The sequence below is a fragment of the Halomonas sp. SL18_1 genome (assembly GCF_055755715.1).
On the sequence record NZ_JBVTRK010000001.1, the window covers coordinates 1,464,029 to 1,488,398 of the forward strand.

The window sequence follows — 24,370 nt, forward strand, 5'->3', positions numbered from 1 at the left end:
AGGGCAGCCGCCGGGTGTCGTTGCGGCGGTGGGCGCCGAACTCAGCGCGCTTGGTCCGGGTACCAGACATGGTTCCAGGTCTCGCTGATCGTCTCCCCGTAAAGGCTCAGTCGCAGCCGCATGTCGGCGGGCTGACGGCCCTCGGGCTCGAGTCGGAAGCTGGCCCGCCAGCCGCTCTGTGCCGGCAGGGGTTGGGTCTGCAGATGGCGCACCCGGCCGTGGCTGACCTCGAGGTCGGCCTCGACGGGCTGGTCTGCCGCCAGCCCCTCCAACTCGCCGCCGTGAAAGTCGATCATGAAGTGGCGCCGGCTGACGGGCGGTGGGTCGCTCTGGCCGGGAACGCCCCCCAGCCGTGGCGGCTGCGGGTGACCTGGGCCGGCTGGGGACGGGCAGCGCGGTGCCGAAGGTGTGGGTGCGATAGCGAAAGCGGCGTTGCTCGCCGGCCGCGAGCGGCGTATCGCCGACCCAGTAGGCGACGATGTTGTCATGGGTCTCGTCGGGGGCGGGAATCTCCACCAGCTCGACCCGACCGGCGCCCCAGTCGCCGAGAGGCTCGACCCACTGGCTGGGGCGCCGCTCGTAGCGCGCCTCCAGGTCCAGGTAGCGGGCGAAGTCGCGGCTGCGCTGGACCAGCCCGAAGCCGGCCGGGGCAGTGTCCAGGAACTGGGAGACGCGCAGCTGGCGGGGGTTGGTGAGCGGCCGCCAGATCCACTCGCCGCGGCCGGTTTGCATCAGCAGCCCCTCGGAGTCGTGCACCGCCGGGCGATGGTCGTCGGTGCGGCCAACGCTGGTGTCGCCATGGGCGAACATGCTGGTCAGCGGCGCCACGCCGAGCTTGGCCACGTCCCGCCGGGCAAACAGCCGGGCCTCCACCTCGACGCTGACGTCGCGCCCCGGGGCGATGTCGAAGCGGTAGGCGCCGGCGAGCGAGGGGCTGTCGAGCAGCGCCAGCACCGTCATGCGGTTGACCTCGGGGGCCGGCCGGACCAGCCAGAACTCGCGAAAGGCGGGGAACTCCTCGCCACGGGGCAGGGCGGTGTCGATGGCGAGCCCTCGCGCCGAGAGTCCGTAGCCCTGGTCGCGCCCCACCAGCCGGAAGTAGGAGGCGCCGAGAAAGACCGCGAACTCGTCCTGGTGCTCGGCGCGATTGAGCGGGAAGTGCAGGCGAAAGCCGGCGTGCCCGGCACCCTCCAGATTCTGCTCGAGCAGTCCGGCGGCCCGGTCATCGTAGCGGAAGCGCCCGGGGTCGAAGGCGAGCGGCGTGGTCTCGCCCGCCTCGACCAGGTGAAGCTGCACCGGGGCGTCGAACAGAAAACCGGTGTGGAACAGCTGGATCGAGAACAGCCCCTCGTTGCGCCACAGCGCCGCCTCGGGATCGAAGCGAATCTGCCGGTAGGTATCGTAGTCGAGGTCGCGAAGGGCTTCGGGCAGGGCGGCGTCACCGCGGCGATAGGCGGCCTTGGCGTGGGCCTTGGCCTGCTCGGTGACCCGGTCGAAGAGTGCGTCGATCTCGGCCTCGTCGGTGGCCGCCGAGGCCACGAGGGGGGCGCCCATCAGGGCCAGCCCCAGGGCCAGGCCGAAGCGCCGCTTGCGCTGCTGCATTCGCGTTCTCCTTCGCCGCTGGGTTGTCCTGGCCTCAGTGTCGCCGTTGGTGACGATTCGTGCACGGGCGGCAGCGTTGCAGATAGTGCGACATGAGTTGTACGTTTATCTAGTCAATGTACACCTAATCCCGGTGAGCTACCATTCGGGTAGTGCTGTCACCTCGTTGCCGCCGAAAAGGGAGTGTCACCATGCTGCGCCTGCTGATCGGTGCCGCTCTGCTCAATGTTGCATTGCTGATGCCGCTGTGGCTGCGCTTCGGCGAGCTGTCGTCGCGCTGGCTGGCCCTGGAGGCCCTGCTGCTGGCGGCGCTGCTTGCACTGCTGCCGGCGCGGGGAGCGGCCAACTGGTTGCGTTGGCCGGCCCTGGGGGCCGTGGCGCTGGCGCTGCTGGCCGGACTCGGCGATGCGGCAACCCACCAGGCGCTGGGGCGCTCGCTCAATCTCTATCTGGATCTGCCGCTGTTGCGCTCGGTCTATCACCTGCTGGCGGGCAACCTGGGCGTTCCCCTGGCCGTGCTTGCCCTGCTGCTGGCTGCGGCGGGATTGGTCCTGCTGCTCTGGGTGCTGGGGCGGGGGCTGGCCGCGCTGCAGGGGCGGGCGCGCCGCGGCGCTGCCCTGGCGATGGCACTGGTGATGCTGGCCGGTAGCGGAGCGCTGCTCGCCGCCGAGCTCGACCAGGCGCGGCTGGTGCCGGTGGTGCGGGCCCCGCTGGTGGACACCCTGCGCTTCCAGGGCCAGCAGCTGGTCGAGACCAGGCGGGCCCATCGCGACTTCGCCGCACGCCTGGCCGGGGCGCCCACCCGAGCCACCGCGCTGCCGGGGCTCGCCGGGCGCGACGTGCTGCTGGTGTTCGTGGAGTCCTACGGCGAGTCGTCGGTGTTCGACCCGCGCTTCGCCGAGGTGACGCTGCCGCGGCTGGATGCCATGGAAGCGCGCCTGGCAGAGGCCGGGCTGTCGGTGGTCACGGGGATGCTGGACGCGCCGATCCGCGGCGGTCAGTCCTGGCTCGCCCACGCCAGCGCGCTCAGCGGCCTGCATATCGACAACCAGCTTTGGTACCGGCTGATGCTGGGCAGCGACCGTCTCACCCTGGTGGACGATTTTCGCGCCAGTGGCCACCGTACCCTGACGGTCATGCCGGCCATTACCCTGGCCTGGCCGGAGGGGGAGGCCTACGGTTTCGACGAGATCCATGCCGCCGCCGATATCGACTACGCCGGGCCGCCCCTCAACTGGGTGACCATGCCCGACCAGTTCACCCTCCACCATTTTGAGCGCCAGATTCGCCAGCCGGCGGACGTGCCACTGTTCGCCCAGGTCGCCCTGATCTCGAGCCATGCCCCCTGGACGCCGATCCTGCCGGTGCTCGACGACTGGGGGGCGATCGGGGACGGCAGCATCTTCCAGCAGTGGGAAGATGCCGGCGTACCGCCCGACGTGCTCTGGCAGGATCTCGAGCGGGTGCGCGAGCACTATGCGCTCTCGGTGGACTACTCGCTGGAGGTGAGCGCGCGCTGGGCGGCGGACTTTCTCGGCGATGAGGCGCTGCTGATCCTGCTGGGCGATCACCAGGCCGCCCCCCTGATCATCGGCGATGAGGCCGGATTCGGGGTGCCGGTTCACATCATCAGCGGCGACTCGGCGCTACTCGAGCCCTTCCAGTCGCGGGGCTTTGTCCCCGGTATGCTGCCGGACTCCCCCGGGCGGCGTTCGGCCTGGAGGTCCTGCGCGACTGGCTGCATGAGGACTTTGGCCCATAGGCTCCGCCGGAATCGTCACTTAAGAGCGTTGCTCGGACAAGCCCTCAATAGATCCGGAACGACTCGTGGTCGGGTGCCCCTCGAGCTTCTGGATCACCTTGCGGTAGCGCTTGTATTCCCACTGGTACTGGACCGGGTCCAGGGCGATGGCGGCCTCCACGCAGGCGTTGACGCCGGTGGCGGACTCGGTCTCGTCCGGCGAGTAGACCCGTTCGTCGGCGGCAAGGAAGTGGATCTCGAAGCCGCGGCAGGGAAGACGCCGGGCCACCCCGGTAACCACCTTCGCTTCAGTGCGAGCCACCAGCTTGGGCAGCAAGGTGGCGGTGTAGGCGGGGCGGTCGAAGAAGGGGGCGAAGACGCCGCTGCCCCAGTCCGGCTCCTGGTCGGGCAGGATGCCGATGGCCTCGCTGCGCTTGAGCGCCTTGAGCAGTGCCGCCACCCCACGCGGGTTGGTGGGCACGAGGCTGGCGCCCATCCGCTCGCGGCCGCGGCGGATCACCGGATCGAGGCGGCGAATCTTGGGGGGCTCGTACATGGCGGTGAAGGGGAAGTGGCTGGAGAGCCAGAAGTTGAGCACTTCCCAGTTGCCGAAGTGGGGGGCCAGCACGATGACGCCGCGCCCCTCGGCGCGGGCCTCGTCGAGCAGTTCCCGGCCGTGGATCGCGAGGATCGAGGCCTCGACGCGGTCCGGTTCGGCCATCCAGGCCAGGCCCAGCTCGAGCATGGTGGCCGCTGAGTGAATCAGGCTCTGGCGCGCCAGGCGCTGATGCTCCTCACGGGGGAGGTCGGGAAGACCTGCCCAGGTTGATTTCGGTGACGTCGCGCTCGCGCCGGCTGAAGCGATGCACCAGCGGGCCGGTCCAGCGCGCCAGCCGCCACAGGGTGGTCAGGCGGCGCCCGGCCAGGGTGCGCCACAGCGCGCCGATGGCATGGGCCTGGAGGGTATGAAGAAGTTTATCGCGCTTGGCCATGGGTCAGAACAGCCAGGTGTCCACGTTATCCGGCGCGCGCTGCTGCTGCAGGCTGCGCAGTCCCTTGGCGCAGCGCACCACCAGCCACACCACGGCCACGAGCCACAGCAGGTAGCCGATCATCACCAGGGTCAGCAGGCCGGCGACGAAGAAGTAGAGCAGCGCCATCCAGAAGGTACGCACCTGGAACCGGTAGTGCTCGTCGAGCCACTCGGGGCCGTTACCACGATAGACGTAGGCGATCACCGCGCCCACCAGCGAAGTCAGGCCGCCCGAGACGATGGCCAGCAGGTGCAGCACATAAATCACGATGGCCAGAGTGGTATCGGGGCGGTGATCCCGGTCGATAACGACGTTGTCGTCGCGCGAGTTGTCGCTCATGCTCATCCCTGAATGGGTGAATGTCTGGCGCCCATGATACCGGCCGGACGCGGCTTTGCCATCACCGCTCCGGGCGGCTGATCTCCAGCAGGTTGCCGTCGGGGTCGCGTAGGAACAGCGATTCGATCTGCCCCTTGGCGCCCTGGCGGGTGACGGGACCGAGCTCCACCTCCACGTCCAGCGCCGCTAGGTGGCGCGCCACCTCGTCCAGCGGCAGCAGGCTGCGCAGGCAGAGGTCCAGGCTGCCCGGCGTCGGCGTGGCGGCGCGGGGTTCGATGTCGGTAGCCGTCCAATGCAGCCGCAGGGCCATGTCGCCAAGCATCAGGTCGACGCGCTCGCGGTCGCGATAGCGCACCTCGAGCCCCAGCACCCGGGTGTAGAAGTCCACGGCGCGGGCAATATCGGTCACGGTGATGACCAGGTGGTCCAGACCTGACAGCATGCCGGTCTCCTTGTCGTGAGGGGTTTTCTGTAAGCTTCTCAGTCGTCAGGCCCAAGAGGATACGATGATGCTGACCTGCCCGCTATGCGCAGCCACCGATGCGCGCCACTTCCACCGCGATGCGCGGCGTGATTACTACCGCTGTGAGCGCTGCCGGCTGGTGTTCGTGCCCCCGCCCCAGCGCCTTGCTGCCTCGGCGGAAAAGGCGGTCTACGACCAGCATCAGAACCGTCCCGACGACCCGGGATATCGGCACTTCCTGTCACGGCTTTACTCGCCGCTGCTGGCCCGGCTCCCTCCTGGCGCGCGTGGTCTCGATTTCGGCGCCGGCCCCGGCCCGACGCTGTCGGTGATGTTCGAGGAGGCGGGTCACCCGATGGCGATCTACGACCCCTTCTACGCGCCTGACGAGCGCGCCCTCACCGCCGAGTATGACTTCATCACCGCCACCGAGGTGGTGGAGCACCTCTTCGCGCCCGGTCCCGAGCTCGAGCGGCTGGTTGCGCTGCTGCCCCGGGGGGCTGGCTGGGGCTGATGACCAAGCGGGTCGGCACGCCCGAGGCCTTCGCCCGCTGGCACTATATTCTCGACCCGACCCACGTCTGTTTCTTCAGCGAGGCGAGCTTCGCCTGGCTGGCCGACCATCTGGGCATGGAGCTGCATCTGCCAGGACCGGATGTGGCGCTGCTGCAGCGGTGCGGCGGTCGACTGGGGTTGACCCAATAGCGTGGCCCAATCCCGCTGGGACCTCGCCGGTTGGGCCTCGGCAAAACGCGGCGCTACGATTCGCCGTGCTTTAGATAACTTGCTGTTATATTTTGAAGAAACGGCCTCCTCGACGTTGACTTATGGCGTGCCGGGCGTATGATTCGCGCCGCAAGTTTCCGCTCCCGGCCCGCTGTTCCCCGGCCACTCCACCTTCCCGAGTGATCTCCTTTTCCAAGCGAGGCGTGACATGTCGCGGCAACTGCTGGCCATGGCGCTGGCGCCCCTGCTGGGGCTGTTTATTCTGGGTATCGGCAACGGCTTTCTGGCCACGGTGATCACCCTGCGGCTGGATGCCGCCGGCGAGTCGCCGGTGGTGATCGGCTGGGTCTCCTCCGCCTACTTCATCGGCCTGGCGCTGGGCGCCATGCTCAACGATCGTCTGCTGCTGCGCATCGGCCATATCCGCGCCTACGGCAGCTTCGCGTCGCTGGTCGCGGTGACCGTGCTGCTACAGGGGCTGGTGTTCGAGCCCTGGGCCTGGTTCGTGCTGCGCCTGATCGGTGGCTGGGCCACCGTGGGGGTCTACCTGGTGATCGAAAGCTGGCTGCTCACCGCCGGCGACCAGAAGGCGCGCGGGCGGCTGCTGGCTCTCTACATGATCTCGCTGTATGCCGCCGGGGTGCTTGGCCAGCTGCTGCTGGGGGTCACCGAGGCCATGGGCGGGGCGGCCTCCTTCATGGTGATCGGCCTGCTGGCTTCGCTGTCGGTGTTGCCGATGGCGATGATCCCGCGGGTCTCACCGCTGATCGAGAAGGCCGAGCCGCTCTCGCCGCTGCGGCTTATCACGGTCACCCCCACCGGGGTGATGGGCAGCTTCGGCTCGGGGCTGGCAGTGGCGGCGGTCTATACCCTGTTGCCGCTCTACCTGCAGCGCATCGGCCTCTCGGTGGCCCAGGTGGGGCAGATGATGGCGTTGGTGGTACTGGGCGCCATGCTGCTGCAGTACCCCGTGGGGCGCTGGTCCGATCGCCACGACCGGCAGATGGTGCTGATCCTGATCGGTGTCTTCACGGTGCTGATTTCAGCGGCGGTGCTGATGCTGCCGATGACCCCCTGGACCCTGGCGGCGGCGCTGTTCCTGCTTGGCGGCGGGGTCTTCTCACTCTATCCGGTGGCGGTCGGCCATGCCGCGGACCGGGCGCCCGCGGGGGCGCTGGTGCACATGAGCCAGGGGCTGCTGTTGATCAACGCCATCGGCTCCACGCTCAGTCCGCCGCTGATCTCGCCGATCATGGTGGCGGTGGGCGATGCGGGCCTGTTCTGGGCCTTCGGCGGCCTGGGCCTGTGCCTGGTGCTCTTCTTCGGCTGGCGGCGGAGCGTGCGCCCGGCACCGGTGCCGGTGGCGCCCTTCCATCCCAGCACGCCGATGTCCTCGGTGGGGGCCGAGCTGGCGATCACCGAGGAGCTGGTGCAGGGCGCCATGGAGCACGAGTACATGGAGGATCTCTCCGAGGTGATGCCCGAGGTGGCGGTGGCCGAGCCGCTGGTGGGGCCGCCGCCGGCCGATGAAACCCATGTCGTCTACTTCGATGATGGTGACGATGCCCCGGCGGCGGGCGAGCAGGGCGAGCTGGCGTTGGCAGAGGAGGATGATAGCGACCCGCCTCGCTGAGCCTAGGAGCCTGTCGGACTTAACGCTGATCTGCTGTGAAACCCGGGCTTTCGGCCAATTTCATTCGATCTGATTCGTTAAATAGCGCGCTATTCGCCTCATCAGATCGATAAACTTGTCTCGAAATCCGTGTTCCTCGCGACGATCGGTCAAACCCGACAGGCTCCTAGACCTGGCCTTCGTTATGCGACCTAGGGATAATGGTTAACGAAAAGTAGTGAATCTACTATCACCACTATCATTTTTCCGAGGTATCGTCATGTTTCCCTATGCCGCCCCCGTTCGCGACATTCGCTTCGTGCTGGAAGAGCTGCTCGAGCACGGCTCGCTCTCGCTGCCCGGCTTCGAAGAGGCCAGCCCCGACCTGGTGGAGGCCGTGCTGGAGGAGGCGGCGAAGCTGGCCGGTGAGGTGTGGGCACCGCTCAACGCCATCGGCGACCGCCAGGGCTGCACCCGGCGCGACGACGGCGGCGTGACCCTGCCCGAGGGCTTCATCGAGGCCTATCAGGCCTACGCCGAGGGCGGCTGGAACGGCATCGGTGTTGCTGAGGCCCAGGGCGGCCAAGGGCTCCCCGAGGTGGTGGCCAGCAGCGTGCAGGAGATGCTCCACGGCGCCAACATGGCGCTGGGCCTGTGCCCGATGCTCACCGCCGGCGCCATCGAGGCCCTGGCCCACCACGGCAGCGACACCCTCCAGGAGGTCTATCTGCCCAAGCTCGTCGAGGGCAGCTGGACCGGCACCATGAACCTCACCGAGCCCCAGGCCGGCTCGGATCTCTCCAAGGTGCGCACCCGGGCAGTGCCCGAAGGGGATCACTATCGCCTGTACGGGCAGAAGATCTTCATCACCTGGGGCGAGCACGACGCCGCCGAGAACATCGTTCACTTGGTGCTGGCCCGCAAGCCGGATGCGCCCGAAGGTAACAAGGGCATCTCGCTGTTCCTGGTGCCTAAGTACTTGGTCGATCAGGAGGGCTCGCTGGGCGAGCGCAACGATGTCACCTGCGCCTCCATCGAACACAAGCTGGGCATACACGGCTCACCGACCTGCACCCTGAGCTTCGGCGAGGGCGAGGGGGCCGTCGGATACCTGGTGGGCGAGGAGGGGCGTGGCCTCAATCATATGTTCACCATGATGAACGAGGCGCGCCACAAGGTGGGCATCCAGGGCATCGGCGTGGCCGAGCGCGCCTGCCAGCACGCCTTCGGCTATGCCAACGATCGCGTGCAGGGCAGAAGCCCGCGCTCCGGGCGCAGCGACTGCGCCATCAGCGACCACCTGGACGTACGCCGCATGCTGCTCTCCATGCGGGCCCGCACCGACGCCCTGCGCGCGCTCGCCCTCTACTGCGCGGCTCAGCTCGATGTGGCGCGCCATGCCGCCGACGATGTCGAGCGCGCCGCCGCCCAGTCCCGCGTCGACGTGCTGATTCCGGTGGTCAAGGCGTTCTCCACCGATCAGGCCGTTGAGATCGCCTCGCTGGGGGTGCAGGTCCACGGTGGCATGGGCTTCATCGAGGAGACCGGGGCCGCCCAGCTGCTGCGCGATGCGCGCATCGCCCCCATCTACGAGGGCACCAACGGCATCCAGGCCCTGGACCTGGCCGGGCGCAAGCTGCAGCGCGACGGTGGCGCGGCCCTGGCCGGGCTGATCGATGAGGTGGAGGCCACCGCCGTGGCGCTCTCTGCCAGCGCCGAGTTGGCCCCCCTGGGCGAAAGCCTGGCCGCCGGCGCCGTCGACCTGCGCGCCGCCATGGCTGCGGTGCTGGCGCAGGGGGCGACCCCGAGCGCGGTCCCGACGCCGTCCAGGCCTATGCGACCCCCTTCCTGAGCCTGGCCGGTCATGTGCTTAGCGCCTGGCAGATGGGCCGGGCGGCGCTGGCCGCCGCCGCCGCCCGCGCCGCTGGGAGCGAGGAGCCCTTCTATACGGCCAAGCTGGCCAGCGCCGACTATGCCCTGCGTCAGTGGCTGCCGGTGGGCCGCGCCCAGCGCGCGGTGATCGAGGCCGGTATGGAGAGCCTGTCCGGCTTCGATGCCACCGCCCAGTGACCCTGCTGCCGCCGGCTTCGAAGCCGGCGGCGTTTTCCGCCCCACCATAGAGGGTGTTTACAAAACAGGCGAACGAAGGCAAGACGAGGCAAAAATTGATGAAATGGCGGAGTTTACGGGGTGTAAATGAGCATATTGAGTCAATTTTTAACGACGTATTGCCGAGTGCAGCCCTTTTGCAAACACCCTCATAATAACCGACGCGAAACCGGAGCCTACCCCGTATGAACCACAGCATCTTCGAACAGGGCCTGCCCAAGACGGCGGCCAACTTTGTTCCGCTGTCGCCACTGACCTTCATCGAGCGCAGCGCGGCCATCTACCCGGACTATCCCGCGGTGGTGCACGGTGAGATTCGTCGCAGCTGGAGCGAGACCTGGTCGCGCTGCCGCCGGCTCGCCTCGGCGCTGGAGAAGCGCGGCATCAAGCCCGGTGAGACGGTGGCCGCCATGCTGCCCAACGTGCCGGCCATGTTCGAGGCGCATTTCGGCGTGCCGCTGGCCGGCTGCGTGCTGAACACCCTCAACATCCGGCTCGACGCTGAGGCCATCGCCTACATGCTCGAGCACGGCGAGGCCCAGGCGGTGCTGGTGGACCCGGAGTTCGCCGACGTCATCGAGGAGGCGGTCTCGCGCTTGGCGATCAAGCCGCTGGTGATCGACGTCGACGACGCCCTGTTCGAGGGGGAGGCGCGGCGCATCGGCGAGCTGGAGTATGAAGCCCTGCTGGCCGAGGGGGATGCGGAGTACGCCTACCGCCTGCCAGAGGACGAGTGGCAGGCGATCTCGCTCAACTACACCTCTGGCACCACCGGCAAGCCCAAGGGGGTGGTCTACCACCACCGCGGCGCCTACCTCAATGCGGTCAGCAATATCCTCGAGTGGGCCATGCCGCACCACCCGGTCTATCTCTGGACCCTGCCGATGTTTCACTGCAACGGCTGGTGCTTTCCCTGGACCATCGCTGCCAACGCTGGCGTCAGCGTCTGCCTGCGCCGGGTGGACCCCAAGAAGATCACCGATCTGATCGCCGACGAGCAGGTCACCCACTTCAGCGGTGCGCCGATCGTGCTCAACGGCCTGGTCAACCTGCCGGATGACCAGAAGCGTGAGTTCGACCATCCGGTGAAGGTCACCACCGCCGGCGCCGCGCCGCCCGCCTCGGTGATCGCCGGGGTCGAGACACTCGGCATCGAGGTGACTCACGTCTACGGCCTCACCGAGGTCTACGGGCCGGTGACCGTGTGCGCCTGGCGTGAGGCGTGGGACGAGCTGTCGCTGGAGCAGCGGGCCAGGATCAAGGCGCGCCAGGGGGTGCGCTACCACATGCTGGAAGCGCTCTGCATCGCCGATCCCAATACCCTGGAGCCGGTGCCCAAGGATGGCGAGACCATCGGCGAGATCCTGATGCGCGGCAACAACGTCATGAAGGGGTATCTCAAGAACGAGGCCGCCACCGAGCAGGCGCTAGAGGGCGGCTGGTACCACACCGGCGATCTTGCCGTCTGGCACCCGGACGGCTACATCGAGATCAAGGACCGCTCCAAGGACATCATCATCTCCGGCGGCGAGAACATCTCTACCATCGAGGTGGAGAACGCCCTCTACGCCCACCCGGCGGTGGAGGAGGCGGCGGTGGTCGCCAAGCCGGACGAGAAGTGGGGCGAGACCCCCTGCGCCTTCGTCAAGCTCAAGGTGGGCTACGGCGAAATCACCGAGGCCGACATCATCGCCCACTGCCGTGCACACCTGGCCGGCTTCAAGGTGCCTAGGACGGTGGTCTTCACCGAACTGCCCAAGACCTCGACGGGCAAGATCCAGAAATTCGTGCTGCGCGAAGAAGCGCGCAAGCAGTAGCCGCGGGTCACACGAGTCAATTGCCGTGGACTCAAGCGAGAAGCGCCGAAAGGCTTCGAGCGACAGTCCGGAGCAGATCAATAAACGTTATTCAGGAGAGATGCAATGAGCCAACAAGCCATCGGTGTGGTGGGCGCCGGCACCATGGGCCAGGGCATCGCCCAGGTCCTGGTCGTGAGCGGTTTCGACGTACAGCTCTACGATGTGGCCGACGAGCAGCTGACCCGCGCTCGGGCGGCCATCGACAAGGCGCTGGCCAAGCAAGTGGCCAAGGAGAAGCTCAGTGAGGCGGACAAGAGCGCCGCCCTGGCTAGGCTCCAGGTGACCACCGCCCTGGATGCCCTGCGCGATTGCGAGGTGATCATCGAGGCCGCCCCGGAACAGCCGGCGCTCAAGGAGAAGCTGTTTCGCGACCTGAGCCGCCTGACCCACGAGGCCATTCTGGCCTCCAACACCTCGTCGCTGTCGCTGACTCGGCTGGCCGCGGTATGCGAGCGCCCTGAGCGGGTGGTGGGCATGCACTTCTTCAACCCGGTGCCGGTGCTCAAGCTGGTCGAGGTGATCCGCGCCGAGCAGACCAGTGACGCCACCGTGGCGCGCATCGAGGCCCTCACCGAGTCGCTGGGCAAGACGGCGGTGGCCATCGCCGACTCTCCCGGCTTCGCGGTCAACCGCCTGCTGGTGCCGATGATCAACGAGGCGGCTTTCCTGCTCCAGGAGGGCGTGGCCAGTGCCGAGGACATCGACCAGTCGATGAAACTCGGCGCCGCCCACCCCATGGGCCCGCTGGCCCTGGCCGACCTGATCGGGCTGGACGTCTGCCTCTCCATCATGGAGGTGCTGCAGGAAGGCTTCGGCGATCCCAAGTATCGTGCCTGTCCCCTGCTCAAGCGCATGGTGGCTGCCGGCTACCTGGGTCGCAAGAGCGGACGCGGCTTCCACGTCTACGAGTAGCGAAGCCGACTGGTCCCAAGGCGATGACCGGGCCGCTATCGGCCCGGTCATGAGGCAGGGGAAGCGTGCCGCGCTGCCCATGGCCCAGTACGACGGGGATACGCGCCGGGAGGATGCCCGGCATTTTCTTGCGATTTTGTAGACGACTGGTCTATATTGTTTCGCATGAGCGAACCAACCGCCAAGCCACGCCGTGGTCGCCCGCCCAAATCGCCGCGTGTCGATCCGGACACCCGCGCCCTGCTGATCCGCAGCGGCACCGAGGTGTTGACCGAGCAGGGCTTCACGGGGGCCGGGATCGACGGCATTCTCAAGCGCGTCGGGGTCCCCAAGGGGTCCTTCTACTACTATTTTTCCAGCAAGGAGGCCTTTGGACTCGCCATCATGGCGCACTACGGGGCCTATTTCGCCAACAAGCTGGATCGCCACCTGTTGAACACGCAGCTGTCGCCGCTTGATCGGATCCGTGCCTTCGTGGATGACGCCAAGACGGGGATGGCGCGTCATGACTTCCGCCGGGGATGCCTGGTGGGCAACCTGGGGCAGGAAGTCGGCAGTTTGCCTGAGGCGTATCGACACCGGCTGCAGGAGACGCTGGCTGACTGGCAGCAACGCCTGGCGCGCTGCCTGATGGCGGGCCAAGAGGCGGGAGAGCTCTCTCGGGACGCCGACTGCGGTCGGCTTGCCGAAGCCTTCTGGATTGGCTGGGAGGGTGCTGTGATGCGTTCCCGGCTGGAGTGCAGCGTGCGGCCCATGGACGTTTTTCTCGAGTGCTATTTGGAAGGGCTGCCTCGCTGATGTTTCATGCCACTAACTAGACGATCGGTCTAAAATACGAGGTGAAGGATGTTCAAGGCGATCTTGATCGAGAAGTCCGATAGCGAACAGCGGGTTGGGCTCCAGACCCTGGATGAGTCGCAGCTTCCGGAAGGTGACGTCACCGTGCGGGTCGACTGCAGCACCCTCAACTACAAGGATGCCCTGGCGATCACCGGCAAGGGGCCGGTCGTCAGGCAGTTCCCCATGGTGCCGGGGATCGACCTGGCAGGGACGGTCGAAAGCTCGACCGCCGAAGCGTTCCAGCCGGGCGATGCCGTTCTGCTCAATGGCTGGGGCGTGGGTGAGACGCACTGGGGCGGCCTGGCCGAGAAGGCGCGATTGGAGAGTCGCTGGCTGATTCCGCTTCCTTCGGCCTTCAGCACGAGCCAAGCCATGGCCATTGGCACCGCCGGCTACACGGCGATGCTCGCCGTCATGGCACTGGAGCGTCAGGGTGTCCTTCCGGGGGAGGGCGATGTGCTGGTGACTGGCGCCAACGGTGGCGTGGGCAGCTACGCCATTGCCCTGCTCTCGCGGCTGGGCTACCGGGTCATCGCCGCGACGGGGCGCCCGCAGGAAGAGGCGTACCTGAGAGGACTGGGGGCCCAGGAGATCATCGACCGTGCCGAGCTGTCGGAGCCGGGCCGGCCCCTGGCCAAGGAGCGCTGGATGGGCGCCATCGATTCGGTGGGCAGTCATACGCTGGCCAACGTCCTGGCCGCTACGCGCTACGGCGGAACCGTGGCGGCCTGTGGGCTGGCGCAGGGCATGGACCTCCCTTCCAGTGTGGCCCCCTTCATTCTGCGCGGCGTGACTCTTGCCGGCATCGATAGCGTCATGAAGCCGCGTGAGGAGCGTATTGAAGCCTGGCGCCGGTTGGGTGAGCTGATCGACCCGGCACAGCTGGACACCATCACCGAGACGATCGGCCTCGAGGAGGCGATCGACAAGGCAGGGGAGCTATTGGCGGGCAAGGTGCGCGGCAGGCTCGTCGTCCGCATGACGTGATGCATCGGGTTGCCCCGACGTGGCCACTTGGCCGGGGCGGTCTGCGAAAGACCCTCGACAAAGGAGGGGATTGCCTACCAACCTAGCGTTCGCTAGGGTTGTGAGGTTTCCCTGAAGAACAATTGCAGGAGTTCCCATGAGCGAGAAGCTGATCGAGGTCGTCGACAACGCCGGCGTTGTGCGCTTGACCATCTCCCGGCCCAAGGCGCTGAACGCGCTCAACAGCGCGGTCCTGAGCGAGCTGGAAGCCGTGCTGACCGAGCTGGAGCAGCGCCGCGACCTGCGCGGCGTGCTGATTACCGGTGCCGGCGAGAAGTCCTTCGTGGCCGGTGCCGATATCGCCGAGATGCGCGACAAGTCCCGGAAGAGGCCCGCGCCTTCGCCAGCCAGGCGCTGCGCACCATCAAACGCCTGGAAACCTTGCCGGTGCCGGTGGTCGCCCTGGTGAACGGGTTTTGCCTTGGCGGCGGCTGCGAACTGGCGCTGGCCTGCGACTGGGCGGTCGCCAGCGACAACGCCGTCTTCGGACAGCCCGAGGTCCTGCTCGGGGTGATTCCCGGCTTCGGTGGCACCCAGCGGCTGCCGCGTCGCGTCGGCCCGGCCATGGCGATCGACCTGGTCACCACCGGGCGTAAGATCGATGCCAATGAGGCGCTGCGCATCGGCCTGGTCAACCGCGTCATGCCCCAGGCCGAGCTCGAGGGCTATGTGGAGGAACTCACTCAGCAGCTGGCCGGCAACGGCCCCCAGGCGGTGCGCAACGCCAAGCAGGCGGTGCACGACGGCATGGACCAGGACCTGGGTAGCGCCTTGGCCCTTGAGACCAGCCTGTTCGCGCTGGGCTTCGCCGGCAGCGAGCAGAAAGAGGGCATGAGCGCCTTCCTCGAGAAGCGCAAGCCAAATTTCTAAGCTTGGCGTACCCACAGCGTCGTTCGGCCGGGAGATATGCCCCGGCTGAACGTCTCTGCCCGTTCCACAGTGTCAGTTGCGAATGATGAGGCACAAGCCTAGGCGGCGTTGATAGTGAGGCCAGAAAAGCGGGCGTCATTGTGCTTAAATGTGCAGGCTCACATTCATCCTTCGGCTGGAGGGAGCACGACATGGACGCCTCTGTCGCTGCACGAACGCTCGGCTGGCGAGCCCAGCAGCAATTTCGTCTACTGCCTCCGACACTGCGTCATGCCCTGCTTCTCGGCCTTCTGACCCTACTGCTCGGCCTGGGCACCCTGGTGGTCTATTTCACCGGGGCACCCGCTACGCCTACCCTTACCTGATGCTGATCCCGGTGCTGCTGGCCGCGGCCTGCTATGGGCTGGCCGGGGCCCTGGTCGCCGCCCTGGTGGCCGGCCTGCTGATGGCGGCGATGCCCCTCGATGTCTCGACCCAGCAGGGCCAGCCCACCCTTAACTGGCTGGTGCGTTTTGGGCTCTACCTGGTGATCGGTGGCGTGGCGGGGGGGCTGTTCAGCCTGCTCCACCGGGCCCACACCACCAGCGAGCGCCTGGCGCGCACGGATCCGCGCACCGGCCTGCCCAACCAGGTCGCCCTGCAGGAGGCGCTGCAGGGGCGCCTCGCGCCCCAGCCACGGCCGCATCGGCGTGTCGGCCTGCTGCTGGTGCGCCTCACCGATATCGCCGACGTGCTGGCGGCGCTCGGGCCCGAGGTCTCGGACGCCCTGGTCGCCGCTAAGGGCCAGCGCCTGCGGCGGCTGGATTCGCGAATCGTCGACGTCTTTCGCTACAGCAACTCGGAGCTGTGCCTGCTGCTGTACGGCGTCGATCCGCCGGTGATCGAGGAGCTCGCAGTGCGTCTCGCCGAGGTGGGCGAGGAGAACCTGACGGTCCAGGAGATGCCACTGCGCGTTCAACTGGCCATGGGTAGCAGCTGGCAGCGCTCCGCGGAGACCACCTCAGACGACCTGATCCGGCAGGCTCGGGTCGCCATGCAGGCGGCCATGGCCCGGCAATCCATCCACTGTCACTATTCGGCCGAGCTGACCCGCGACAGGCTGGAGACGGTCCAGCTCATCTCCCGGGTGCGGCGCGATCTCGAGAGGGAGCAGTTCGAGCTACACTTCCAGCCCAAGCTGCGCCTCGCCGATGGCGGCCTCTGTGGCTGTGAGGGTCTGATCCGCTGGCGCGACGGCCAGGGTGGCTATATCCCTCCCGGCAGCTTCATGCCCAAGGTGGAGAGCACCACCCTGATCGCCCCGGTGACCCGCTTCGTCCTCCAGCAGGCGTGCCGCTTCGCCAGCAGCGATGACGGAGTGGTCAGCATCAATCTATCGGTGCGCAACCTGAGCGACGAGGCGCTCCTCGACGAATTGCTGCAGCTGGTGGAAGCGCATGGCATGTCACCGGAGCGGCTGGAGGTGGAGATCACCGAAAGCGCCCTGATGCATGACTTGCGACTGGCCGAACGCGCACTCTCACGACTGCGCCGCCAGGGTGTCCGGGTCAGCATCGACGACTTCGGGACCGGCTTCTCCTCCTTCGAGTACCTTCGCTATCTCCCGATCACAGGCCTCAAGATCGATCGTGCCTTCGTCAAGGGCATCGACGCCGACCCGCGCGCCCAGCGCTTGATGGCCTGCCTGATCGAAGTGGGCCACGCCCTCGACCTGGAGGTCACGGCGGAAGGGGTGGAAACCCTGGCCGAACATCGTCTGCTGTGCCGGCTGGGCTGCGATCAGGCCCAGGGTTTTCTTTATGCCAGGGCCTTGTCGGTCGATGACTATCGCCGTTGGCGTCAAGCGCATAGGCCCAGGGAGTGGTGCAAGGCCGTCGACTTATACCAGTGACAGGGGGCGAGAGGCTCTCGGCCTTACGCCAGCCGCCAGTGCAGGCGCTCGTCCATGGCACGGACGAAGGGCGGACATGCCCCCTGAGCGTGGCGGTTCAGGGTCTCGGCAAGCCAGTCGGCCTCGGCGGTCGTGGCCCGCTCCAGCCGGAAGCGACGACGGCGCAGCGGGGTTAGCCACACATCGAGCCATTCGTGGCGGCCGCGATGCCAGCGGCACCCCACCAGCACTGCCAGCGCCGGGAAGTAGCGCTCGTGGCCGCGGATTCCCTCGTAGTCGTTGATTAGATCACCGCAGCCGTAGAGGATCGGCCGGCCCCGATAGCACTCCAACCCCCTGGGATGATGAGAGGAGTGGCCGTGGATGAGGTCGGCGCCGGCATCGATCAGCCGGTGGGCCAGGCGGCGATGCGCGGCGGGCACCCCATAGTCCCAGTTGCCGCCCCAGTGCACCGAAGCCACCACCAGATCGCCGGGCCGCTTCTCGTCAGCGATGGCGGCGGCGGTGGCATGGTCGTCAGCATCCACCCGATTGACGCCCGAGTGCCCGGCCGTGGCTCGCCACGCCGCCGGGATACCGCTGTCGGAGAGGCCCAGGCTCCACAGCAGCAGCCGGCCGCCCAGGGGAGCGGCAGCATGGCCGGGCGCCTGGCTTCTTCGGCGCTTTCCCCGGCGCCGGCATGGGCGATACCCGCGCCGTCCAGCGTCGCCAGGGTTTCGCTGAGCCCCGCCCGTTCCCAGTCCAGCACATGATTGTTGGCCAGGGTGCAGGCGTCGATGCCCGCTGCCGTGAGGCAGTCGATATTGGCCGGATGCATGCGGTAGTGGATGCCCTTCCCGGCCCAGGGGACGGGGTGGGTGGTAATGGCGGTCTCTAGGTTGATCAGGCGCAGGCTGGCGCCACGAAGCGCCTCCAGGCCGTCCCCCAGGGGTAGGCAGGATCCACGGGAGCGGGGATGGGGCCGCTTTCCCGCTCGGCCAGGCGCACATAGTCTCGGGCGTCGCGCACCCAGGGTTCGAAGAGGCCAGGGTCGCCCGGATGGGGCAGCACCTGGTCGAGGCCGCGGCCCAGCATCACGTCGCCGGCCAGCTGCAGGGTCAGGGTGTCTGCGGTGGGAGCGGTGGGAGAGGTGGTAGCCTGAGTCATGGCGGGCCTATGCTAAAAAGGGGGGCGAGGCATACCGGAACGAGATGGTTTCCCCTAAGCGTAGACCCGGGCATTGGCCGGCCAACGACGCGTCGTGCCGGTGTCAGGCCACCTCGCGCCGCCGCAGTCGCACCATGCGGGTGGCGATGGCGGTGCCGATCAGGGTGATCACCATGCCGACCAGCACCTGCAGGCTCAGGGTTTCACCCAGCAACAGGTAGCCCCACAGCAGGGCGCTGACTGGCACCAGGAAGGTAACGGTGGAGGTGGCGGTCGCCCCGGCGCTGGAGATCAGACCGAAATAGAGCAAGAAGGCGACGGTAGTGCTGAATACGGCCAGCGCCAGGCCGTTGGCCCAGGCCAGGCCGCTAATCGGTTCGCTGGGCCAGAGCAGCAGGCCGGGCAGGAGCAGGATCAGCGCGGACATGGCGGTGCTGCCCGCCGCCAGCACCCGCACGGGCAGGTGGGAGAGATAGGTCTTGGAGTAGTTGCTTGCCACGCCATAGCAGAAGGTGGCGCCGAGCACCGCGAGAATGAACCAGCCGTCCCCGCCCAGGGTAAAGTCCAGCCGGTTGGCCGAGAGCACATAGACGCCGAAGAACGCCATGGCCAGGCCCAGGTACTGCTGGCGCAGCACCGGCGTGGCGAAGAACAGCGCCCCCAACAGGGCGGTGAAGATCGGCGTGGTGGCGTTGATCAGGGAGGTAAAGCCGGCTTCCAGGCGGGTGGTGGCCAGCGCGAGCAGGGTGAAGGGCAGTACGTGGTTGACCAGGCCGAGCAGCAGCAGGGCGCCCTTGTGCTCCCACACCAGCCGCAGGTAGCGCACGCTGAGCAGCAGCGGGATCAGCAGCAGGGCCGCCAGGCCCATGCGCACCAGGATCAACGGTACCGGACCGAACTCGGGCACGGCGACCCGCATGAAGATAAACGACATGCCCCACAGCGAGGAGAGCAGCAGCAGGCGCAGGGAATCGGCCGGTGTCATCCAGCCTCCTTATTGGTATCAGGGGAGACGGCAGATTACGGTTGAAATCACTGCAAGGGAAGGCACTGGCCTGAATTTATCACGGCGGCTGCCCTACCTGACGATAACCCTTGTGGGTTTTCGCGTTGACCGGCCTTTCGTTCACTCCGTTTCGATTCGCAAGGAGTCGCTCATGTATATCAGCATTCTCACCCTGTCGCTTTCTCTGCCCGGCTGCCGCTCCCTCAAGGAGAAACGTCAGCGCATGGGAGGCCTGCATGAGCGCTTCGGCCGCAACCCGGCGGTTGCCGTCTGCGAAAGTGGCGACCATGACCGGCTCGACGCCAGCGAATGGACCTTCGTGGTAGCGGCCATGTCGGCGCAGAAGGTGGAGTCGCTGTGCAGCGAAATCGAGGACCGTCTACAGCGCAGTGTCGATGGTCGGGTCGTTGAGGTCTCGCGGGAGCGCCTGTGAGGGACACCGGACGACACGGCCATGAGGGGCCCAGGCTCGGCGTGTTTAGGCGGCGCTGGCCAGCTGAGATAGACTTCATGCGTGGTACCGGCACAAGGAGACGCATATGCACGTCACGGAACTGAATATCTACCCGGTCAAGTCACTGCGTGGTATCGCCGTCGGACGAGCGGAGCTGGGAACGCGCGGCTTGGCCCATGATCGTCAATGGATGGTGGTGGACCAGGTCGGTCGCTTCGTCACCCAGCGCCAGCTGCCGGCCATGGCACGCATCGCCGTGCGCCTCGAGGCCGACCGGCTGGTGCTGGAACATCCCGATGCTGAACCGCTTTCGGTCGAGCTGGCGCGAGATGACCAGCCACGCTTGACTGCCTATGTATGGGACGATGCCTGCCAGGCACTGGATGAAGGAGATCAGGCAGCCGATTGGCTGACCGGGGTGCTGGGGAACCTGCAGGGCAGCAGGCTGCGCCTGGTACGCTTCGATACCACCCACCGGCGCCCCTTAGCATCGCGCTCGCTTCAGGGTGAGCAGGCCCATACCGCCTTCGCCGACGGCTTCCCCTTCCTGCTGACCGCCGAGTCCTCCCTAGAGGCGCTCAACGAAGTGCTGCGGGAGAAGGGGCTGTCTCCGGTGCCGATGAGCCGCTTCCGACCCAATATCGTCGTCCAGGGGTCGATGCCCTTCGCCGAGAACGGCTGGGGTGATATCTCTACGCCGGATGGACGCTTCCGGCTGGGGGTCAGAAAGCCCTGCCAGCGCTGCAAGATCACCACCGTGGATCAGCACAGCGGCGACATTGCCGTACCCGGTGAACCGCTGCGAACCCTGGTGGCCATGCGGACCGTGACGGCACCCGGCGGATACTTCGGCCAGAATGCGATCCTGCTGGCCGGCGAGGGGGAGACCATCGCGCTCGGCGATGGACTGCAGGTCGGCCACCGCTGACGGGCAGGGCATGCAGCGGCTGAAGTACGTAGCAGCGAAGAAAAGCCCGCCGGGCAGCGGGCAAAAGGCAAGGGAACTCACATTGCCTCTGCAGTGCGAAGGTGTGAGTTCACTGATGTTAGCCTCTTCTCGTACGACGCGCTGTCAGCGTTGTAAGCGGCGTGACGTAAGTTATGGCTTACGCAGTGGCGTTGGGTGGCAGACATGTATGCATTCCTTGTATACGAAAATCTGTGCGCTATCATGTCGACTCCTTGCCCTGTTCGTACTATCGGGAGTCCACTATGAGCTTTTACGTCTATCTCTCCGGCGAGATCCACACCGACTGGCGCGATGCGATCCAGCGAGGTGCCGAGGCCGCTGGCCTGGACGTGGTGTTCACCGCCCCGGTGACCGACCACGATGCCAGCGATGCCGCCGGCGATCACCTGGGTGAGACGGCGAGCCCCTTCTGGCGCGACCATCAGTCGGCCAAGGTCAATGCCATTCGCACCAAGACGCTGATCGAACAGAGCGACCTGGTGGTGGTGCGCTTCGGTGACAAGTACAAGCAGTGGAACGCGGCCTTCGATGCGGGCTACTGCGCGGCCCTAGGCAAGCCCTATGTCACCCTGCACGCCGAGGAGATCGTTCACCCGCTCAAGGAGGTCGATGCCGCCGCTATGGCCTGGGCCACCACCACCGAGCAGGTGGTCGAGATCCTGCGCTACGTTACCAAGGCGTGATGACGGCCATGCTGGGGTAGGCGGGGGCATGGCGAGGTCCTAGTGGGTAGGGGATTTCCCGATGCTGCAACGGTATGATGCAGTGCAGTATATGCTAGGCTGGATGAGGGGCGCGGCGACGTGCCGTTGCCCCTCCTGCATCATGGAGGCCTAGCGTCATGACCCAAGCCCCCACCCCTCCCCAGAGACCGAGGCCCGGGCCTGCACCCCGCTTCCGGCTGACGAAGAGCGGCTCAATCCCGGCTACTATGCCACCCATGCGCTGGATCGCGCCTTCAAGGCCAATCTGGCCAGAATGACGGCGGGCATTACCCCCGCCGGGCTTGCCAGCGTCTATTTCGAGTGGCTGACACACCTGGCGCTCTCGCCAGGCAAGCAGCTCGAGCTCGGCGAGAAGTTTCTGCGCAAGTCCACCCGTTTCACGCAGTATGCCGGGCGCCTGGCCATGGACCCGGCGACGCCGGCCTGCATTGAGCCCATGGCCCAGGATCGGCGCTTCCGCGACGCTGCCTGGCAGCAGTGGCCCTACAACCTGATTCATCAGTCTTTCCTGCTGACGCAGCAGTGGTGGCACAACGCCACCACCGGGGTTGAGGGGGTGTCGCCGGCGCGGGAGCAGGTGATCCACTTCGTGACGCGCCAGCTCCTGGATCATGCCTCGCCCTCCAACATCCCCTGGCTAAATCCCGAGATTGCTCATACGACCCTGGCCACCGGCGGGCGCAACCTGTTCGATGGCTGGCAGAATTTCCTCGAAGACTGGGAGCGAGCCGTCTCGGGCAGGCCGCCGGTGGGGCAGAGGCCTATCGAGTGGGCGAGCAGTTGGCGGTGACGCCCGGCAAGGTGGTGTACCGAAACCACCTCATGGAGCTGATCCAGTACGCGCCGACGACCGGGCAGGTCCAGGCGGAGCCCGTGCTGATCGTGCCGGCCTGGATCATGAAGTACTACGTGCTCGACCTGGCGCCGGGGAAGTCGCTGGTGGAGTACCTGGTGGATCAGGGCCACACGGTGTTCATGATCTCCTGGCGCAACCCGGGCTCGGAGGACCGCGATCTGACCATGGACGACTACCGTCGGCTGGGGCCCATGGCGGCCCTCGACGTGGCGACCGAGATCACCGGCCAGTCCCGTGTCCACGGCGTCGGCTACTGCCTGGGGGGCACGCTGCTCTCCATTGCCGCTGCCGCCATGGCCCGCGACGGTGACGATCGCCTGGCGACCCTCACCACCCTGGCCACCCAGGTGGACTTCACTGAGGCCGGGGAGCTGATGCTGTTCATCGGCGAAAGCCAGGTCGCCTACCTAGAAAACATGATGTGGGACCAGGGCTATCTGGACGGCTACCAGATGGCCGGGGCCTTCCAGATCCTGCGCTCCAATGACCTGATCTGGTCGCGGGTGGTACACGACTACCTGCTGGGCCAGCGCCAGCCGATGAACGCGCTGATGGCCTGGAATGCCGACATCACCCGGCTACCCTATCGCATGCACAGCGACTATCTGCGCCAGCTGTTTCTCGATAACGACCTGGCCAGCGGTCGTTACCAGGTCGATCACCGACCGATAGCCATACAGGATATCCGCGCCCCCATCTTCGCTGTGGGTACCGTCTCCGACCACGTGGCCCCCTGGCGGTCGGTCTACAAGGTGCATCTGCTCACGGACGCCGACGAGGTCACCTTCCTACTGACCAGCGGTGGCCACAATGCCGGCATCGTCAGCGAGCCCAATCACCCGCGGCGACGCTACCGCCTGCGCACCCAGCGTCAGGGCGAGCGCTATCTCGACCCGGAGACCTGGCAGCAGACCACCCCGGAGCAGTCAGGCTCCTGGTGGCCAGCCTGGCAGCAGTGGCTGGTGAGCCACTCCAGCGGCCAGGTTCCCCCACCCTCGCTGGGCAGCGAGCGCTACCCGCCGCTGGAGGAGGCGCCCGGGCGCTATGTGCTGATGTCCTGAGCGACAAGGCGCCGCCGTAGCGGCGCCAGGGCCCCCATGCGGCCCTGGCGGCATGGGGGCCTGGCGAGTTACAGGGTCATGAAGGGTTCGGCTTCCCCGTTGCGGAACTGGAAGATGTGCCAGTCCTCGCGCTTGGGGCCCGGCATGCCGGGGGTGCCGATGGGCATGCCGGCCAGGCCGATGCCGCGGGTATCCGGGCGCTCCTCGAAGAGTTTTTCCACCGCCTCGAAGGGCACGTGCCCTTCGATGGCGTAGCCGCCCATCTGAATCGTATGGCAGGAGCCGTGTCCGTAGGGCAGGCCGACGCGCTGCTTGATCTTGCCCACCTCGATATCGTCGACCAGCTTGACCTCGACGCCGAGGGCTTCCAACTGGCGGGCGTACTCGTCGCAGCAGCCGCATTGCGGATTCTTGAACATGGTCGCCTTGTCGGGCAGGGCGGCCTGGGCGGTGCCGGTGCCCAGCAGCAGGGCGGCGGAGAACAGCAGGGTGGCGCGAAGACGGTTCATGAGCGGACCTCCGAGGTGGTGCGGGATGTGAGCAGGTATTTCAGCAGGGCGGCGATACCCAGGCCGAGCAGGGTGAGCATGGCGATGGGCATGATCGTGCCCAGCAGGCCCATTTGGGCGAAGCAGGTGGACATGGTGGGTCTCCTGATGAACGAATGGTATTCACCGGGGCGCCTTGCATCAGCATAGGCGGCCGGGGTAGGGGCGTTCGATCAGGCTCTGGGAGGACGTTTGGGGGGCAGTGGGATCTGCGGGGACAGGGCCATGGCCAGTGAGCTGGCCTGGCGTTCCGGCCCCATCAGGGGCAGTAGCGCCTGGCCCATGGTAGTGGAACAGGTGGCACAGGAGGCGGCGCCGTGGTCATGCTCGGCACCGTCGGGCCCGCTACCCTGTCCGTCATCCAGCATCCACGGTGCGGCGACGCCACAATCGCTCTGGTGATTCTCCATGGCGCCATGGCTCGACAGGGCGGTCATTGCCAACAGTGCCGCCAGCAGGACGGCGAGCCAGCGTCCTCCTCGGCGATATGTCAGCGATGTCCGGTCCAACCAGCCCATGGCGAAGTCTCCACTGTTAGGCTTCTAGCTTGCCTTGGTGTGAGCGGGAATGCCTTGACCCA

General features: G+C 66.9%; 21 protein-coding genes and 6 pseudogenes. 15 read left to right on the forward strand and 12 right to left on the reverse strand.

Annotated elements, in window-relative coordinates:
* Window positions 1–41: 41 nt before the first annotated feature.
* From ACSJDS_RS07400 to ACSJDS_RS07420, 5 genes and pseudogenes are all read right to left on the reverse strand, one after another.
* Window positions 42–488, reverse strand: a complete 447-nt coding sequence (locus tag ACSJDS_RS07400; RefSeq protein WP_473034991.1) for a glucan biosynthesis protein — start codon at window positions 486–488, stop codon at window positions 42–44.
* Window positions 397–1,602: pseudogene (locus tag ACSJDS_RS07405) on the reverse strand (OpgD/OpgG family glucan biosynthesis protein); the annotation flags it as partial. The gene ACSJDS_RS07400 and the pseudogene ACSJDS_RS07405, both read right to left, overlap by 92 nt.
* 1,806 nt (window positions 1,603–3,408) lie before the next feature.
* A pseudogene (locus ACSJDS_RS07410) lies at window positions 3,409–4,335 on the reverse strand (lysophospholipid acyltransferase family protein).
* A 3-nt stretch (window positions 4,336–4,338) separates the two neighbouring features.
* Window positions 4,339–4,716, reverse strand: a complete 378-nt coding sequence (locus ACSJDS_RS07415; protein ID WP_473032704.1) for a DUF4870 family protein — start codon at window positions 4,714–4,716, stop codon at window positions 4,339–4,341.
* Window positions 4,717–4,777: 61 nt separating this feature from the next.
* Window positions 4,778–5,158 (reverse strand): VOC family protein, encoded by a 381-nt coding sequence (locus tag ACSJDS_RS07420; protein WP_473032705.1) that lies wholly within the window; start codon window positions 5,156–5,158, stop codon window positions 4,778–4,780.
* A 64-nt stretch (window positions 5,159–5,222) separates the two neighbouring features.
* Here ACSJDS_RS07420 and ACSJDS_RS07425 point away from each other — a divergent pair.
* From ACSJDS_RS07425 to ACSJDS_RS07470, 10 genes and pseudogenes are all read left to right on the forward strand, one after another.
* Window positions 5,223–5,884, forward strand: a pseudogene (locus tag ACSJDS_RS07425) (class I SAM-dependent methyltransferase).
* Between the two features lie 229 nt (window positions 5,885–6,113).
* The gene (locus tag ACSJDS_RS07430; RefSeq protein ID WP_473032706.1) at window positions 6,114–7,538 is read left to right on the forward strand and encodes an MFS transporter; all 1,425 of its coding nucleotides are present in this window, start codon (window positions 6,114–6,116) and stop codon (window positions 7,536–7,538) included.
* 259 nt (window positions 7,539–7,797) lie between these two features.
* Window positions 7,798–9,587, forward strand: a pseudogene (locus tag ACSJDS_RS07435) (acyl-CoA dehydrogenase).
* A 224-nt stretch (window positions 9,588–9,811) separates the two neighbouring features.
* Window positions 9,812–11,443 carry an acyl-CoA synthetase gene (locus ACSJDS_RS07440; protein ID WP_473032707.1) on the forward strand — a complete coding sequence of 544 codons (1,632 nt, stop codon included), beginning with the start codon at window positions 9,812–9,814 and terminating at the stop codon, window positions 11,441–11,443.
* A 105-nt stretch (window positions 11,444–11,548) separates the two neighbouring features.
* The gene (locus ACSJDS_RS07445) at window positions 11,549–12,397 is read left to right on the forward strand and encodes a 3-hydroxybutyryl-CoA dehydrogenase (protein WP_473032708.1); all 849 of its coding nucleotides are present in this window, start codon (window positions 11,549–11,551) and stop codon (window positions 12,395–12,397) included.
* A gap of 165 nt (window positions 12,398–12,562) precedes the next feature.
* Window positions 12,563–13,195, forward strand: a complete 633-nt coding sequence (gene acuR / locus ACSJDS_RS07450; protein ID WP_473032709.1) for an acrylate utilization transcriptional regulator AcuR — start codon at window positions 12,563–12,565, stop codon at window positions 13,193–13,195.
* Window positions 13,196–13,243: 48 nt separating this feature from the next.
* Window positions 13,244–14,224, forward strand: a complete 981-nt coding sequence (gene acuI / locus ACSJDS_RS07455) for an acrylyl-CoA reductase (NADPH) (RefSeq protein WP_473032710.1) — start codon at window positions 13,244–13,246, stop codon at window positions 14,222–14,224.
* A gap of 136 nt (window positions 14,225–14,360) precedes the next feature.
* Window positions 14,361–15,133: pseudogene (locus ACSJDS_RS07460) on the forward strand (enoyl-CoA hydratase-related protein).
* Window positions 15,134–15,324: 191 nt separating this feature from the next.
* A complete protein-coding gene (locus ACSJDS_RS07465; RefSeq protein WP_473032711.1) occupies window positions 15,325–15,498 on the forward strand; it encodes a hypothetical protein in 174 nt (57 codons plus the stop codon).
* On the forward strand, window positions 15,498–17,024 hold the full coding sequence (locus ACSJDS_RS07470; RefSeq protein ID WP_473032712.1) for a putative bifunctional diguanylate cyclase/phosphodiesterase: 1,527 nt from the start codon (window positions 15,498–15,500) through the stop codon (window positions 17,022–17,024). The genes ACSJDS_RS07465 and ACSJDS_RS07470 overlap by 1 nt, the downstream gene beginning before the upstream one ends.
* Before the next feature lie 23 nt (window positions 17,025–17,047).
* Here the strand turns inward: ACSJDS_RS07470 and ACSJDS_RS07475 are convergent, their stop codons facing one another.
* From ACSJDS_RS07475 to ACSJDS_RS07490, 4 genes and pseudogenes are all read right to left on the reverse strand, one after another.
* Window positions 17,048–17,821, reverse strand: a complete 774-nt coding sequence (locus tag ACSJDS_RS07475; RefSeq protein WP_473034992.1) for a CapA family protein — start codon at window positions 17,819–17,821, stop codon at window positions 17,048–17,050.
* A pseudogene (locus ACSJDS_RS07480) lies at window positions 17,710–17,952 on the reverse strand (CapA family protein); the annotation flags it as partial. The pseudogene ACSJDS_RS07480 and the gene ACSJDS_RS07475, both read right to left, overlap by 112 nt.
* On the reverse strand, window positions 17,907–18,170 hold the full coding sequence (locus tag ACSJDS_RS07485) for a hypothetical protein (protein ID WP_473032713.1): 264 nt from the start codon (window positions 18,168–18,170) through the stop codon (window positions 17,907–17,909). The pseudogene ACSJDS_RS07480 and the gene ACSJDS_RS07485, both read right to left, overlap by 46 nt.
* Window positions 18,171–18,273: 103 nt before the next feature.
* Window positions 18,274–19,155, reverse strand: a complete 882-nt coding sequence (locus ACSJDS_RS07490; protein ID WP_473032714.1) for a DMT family transporter — start codon at window positions 19,153–19,155, stop codon at window positions 18,274–18,276.
* 172 nt (window positions 19,156–19,327) lie between these two features.
* Here ACSJDS_RS07490 and ACSJDS_RS07495 point away from each other — a divergent pair, with 172 nt between their 5' ends.
* The 5 genes from ACSJDS_RS07495 (at window position 19,328) to ACSJDS_RS07515 (ending at window position 23,242) form a co-directional block, all read left to right on the forward strand.
* Complete coding sequence (locus tag ACSJDS_RS07495; RefSeq protein WP_473032715.1) at window positions 19,328–19,609, forward strand: DUF503 domain-containing protein; 282 nt, start codon at window positions 19,328–19,330, stop codon at window positions 19,607–19,609.
* A gap of 106 nt (window positions 19,610–19,715) precedes the next feature.
* On the forward strand, window positions 19,716–20,558 hold the full coding sequence (locus tag ACSJDS_RS07500) for an MOSC domain-containing protein (RefSeq protein WP_473032716.1): 843 nt from the start codon (window positions 19,716–19,718) through the stop codon (window positions 20,556–20,558).
* Between the two features lie 284 nt (window positions 20,559–20,842).
* Window positions 20,843–21,283, forward strand: a complete 441-nt coding sequence (locus ACSJDS_RS07505) for a YtoQ family protein (RefSeq protein ID WP_473032717.1) — start codon at window positions 20,843–20,845, stop codon at window positions 21,281–21,283.
* Window positions 21,284–21,578: 295 nt separating this feature from the next.
* Window positions 21,579–22,115 carry a poly-beta-hydroxybutyrate polymerase N-terminal domain-containing protein gene (locus ACSJDS_RS07510; protein WP_473032718.1) on the forward strand — a complete coding sequence of 179 codons (537 nt, stop codon included), beginning with the start codon at window positions 21,579–21,581 and terminating at the stop codon, window positions 22,113–22,115.
* Window positions 22,094–23,242 carry a PHA/PHB synthase family protein gene (locus tag ACSJDS_RS07515; protein ID WP_473032719.1) on the forward strand — a complete coding sequence of 383 codons (1,149 nt, stop codon included), beginning with the start codon at window positions 22,094–22,096 and terminating at the stop codon, window positions 23,240–23,242. The genes ACSJDS_RS07510 and ACSJDS_RS07515 overlap by 22 nt, the downstream gene beginning before the upstream one ends.
* Window positions 23,243–23,310: 68 nt before the next feature.
* Here ACSJDS_RS07515 and ACSJDS_RS07520 read toward each other — a convergent pair whose 3' ends face one another.
* The 3 genes from ACSJDS_RS07520 to ACSJDS_RS07530 form a co-directional block, all read right to left on the reverse strand.
* Complete coding sequence (locus tag ACSJDS_RS07520; protein ID WP_473032721.1) at window positions 23,311–23,751, reverse strand: DUF411 domain-containing protein; 441 nt, start codon at window positions 23,749–23,751, stop codon at window positions 23,311–23,313.
* On the reverse strand, window positions 23,748–23,885 hold the full coding sequence (locus ACSJDS_RS07525; protein ID WP_473032722.1) for a hypothetical protein: 138 nt from the start codon (window positions 23,883–23,885) through the stop codon (window positions 23,748–23,750). Before ACSJDS_RS07525 ends, ACSJDS_RS07520 begins: the two co-directional genes overlap by 4 nt.
* A gap of 78 nt (window positions 23,886–23,963) precedes the next feature.
* On the reverse strand, window positions 23,964–24,308 hold the full coding sequence (locus ACSJDS_RS07530; protein WP_473032723.1) for a hypothetical protein: 345 nt from the start codon (window positions 24,306–24,308) through the stop codon (window positions 23,964–23,966).
* Window positions 24,309–24,370 lie beyond the last annotated feature (62 nt).

Bases quoted from the DNA above. Each gene is read 5' to 3' on its own strand.
- ACSJDS_RS07400 (WP_473034991.1), bottom strand. From the start codon at position 488: ATGACAACATCGTCGCCTACTGGGTCGGCGATACGCCGCTCGCGGCCG.
- ACSJDS_RS07415 (WP_473032704.1), bottom strand. From the start codon at position 4,716: ATGAGCGACAACTCGCGCGACGACAACGTCGTTATCGACCGGGATCAC.
- ACSJDS_RS07420 (WP_473032705.1), bottom strand. From the start codon at position 5,158: ATGCTGTCAGGTCTGGACCACCTGGTCATCACCGTGACCGATATTGCC.
- ACSJDS_RS07430 (WP_473032706.1), top strand. From the start codon at position 6,114: ATGTCGCGGCAACTGCTGGCCATGGCGCTGGCGCCCCTGCTGGGGCTG.
- ACSJDS_RS07440 (WP_473032707.1), top strand. From the start codon at position 9,812: ATGAACCACAGCATCTTCGAACAGGGCCTGCCCAAGACGGCGGCCAAC.
- ACSJDS_RS07445 (WP_473032708.1), top strand. From the start codon at position 11,549: ATGAGCCAACAAGCCATCGGTGTGGTGGGCGCCGGCACCATGGGCCAG.
- acuR (WP_473032709.1), top strand. From the start codon at position 12,563: ATGAGCGAACCAACCGCCAAGCCACGCCGTGGTCGCCCGCCCAAATCG.
- acuI (WP_473032710.1), top strand. From the start codon at position 13,244: ATGTTCAAGGCGATCTTGATCGAGAAGTCCGATAGCGAACAGCGGGTT.
- ACSJDS_RS07465 (WP_473032711.1), top strand. From the start codon at position 15,325: ATGGACGCCTCTGTCGCTGCACGAACGCTCGGCTGGCGAGCCCAGCAG.
- ACSJDS_RS07470 (WP_473032712.1), top strand. From the start codon at position 15,498: ATGCTGATCCCGGTGCTGCTGGCCGCGGCCTGCTATGGGCTGGCCGGG.
- ACSJDS_RS07485 (WP_473032713.1), bottom strand. From the start codon at position 18,170: ATGACTCAGGCTACCACCTCTCCCACCGCTCCCACCGCAGACACCCTG.
- ACSJDS_RS07490 (WP_473032714.1), bottom strand. From the start codon at position 19,155: ATGACACCGGCCGATTCCCTGCGCCTGCTGCTGCTCTCCTCGCTGTGG.
- ACSJDS_RS07495 (WP_473032715.1), top strand. From the start codon at position 19,328: ATGTATATCAGCATTCTCACCCTGTCGCTTTCTCTGCCCGGCTGCCGC.
- ACSJDS_RS07500 (WP_473032716.1), top strand. From the start codon at position 19,716: ATGCACGTCACGGAACTGAATATCTACCCGGTCAAGTCACTGCGTGGT.
- ACSJDS_RS07505 (WP_473032717.1), top strand. From the start codon at position 20,843: ATGAGCTTTTACGTCTATCTCTCCGGCGAGATCCACACCGACTGGCGC.
- ACSJDS_RS07510 (WP_473032718.1), top strand. From the start codon at position 21,579: ATGACGGCGGGCATTACCCCCGCCGGGCTTGCCAGCGTCTATTTCGAG.
- ACSJDS_RS07520 (WP_473032721.1), bottom strand. From the start codon at position 23,751: ATGAACCGTCTTCGCGCCACCCTGCTGTTCTCCGCCGCCCTGCTGCTG.
- ACSJDS_RS07525 (WP_473032722.1), bottom strand. From the start codon at position 23,885: ATGTCCACCTGCTTCGCCCAAATGGGCCTGCTGGGCACGATCATGCCC.
- ACSJDS_RS07530 (WP_473032723.1), bottom strand. From the start codon at position 24,308: ATGGGCTGGTTGGACCGGACATCGCTGACATATCGCCGAGGAGGACGC.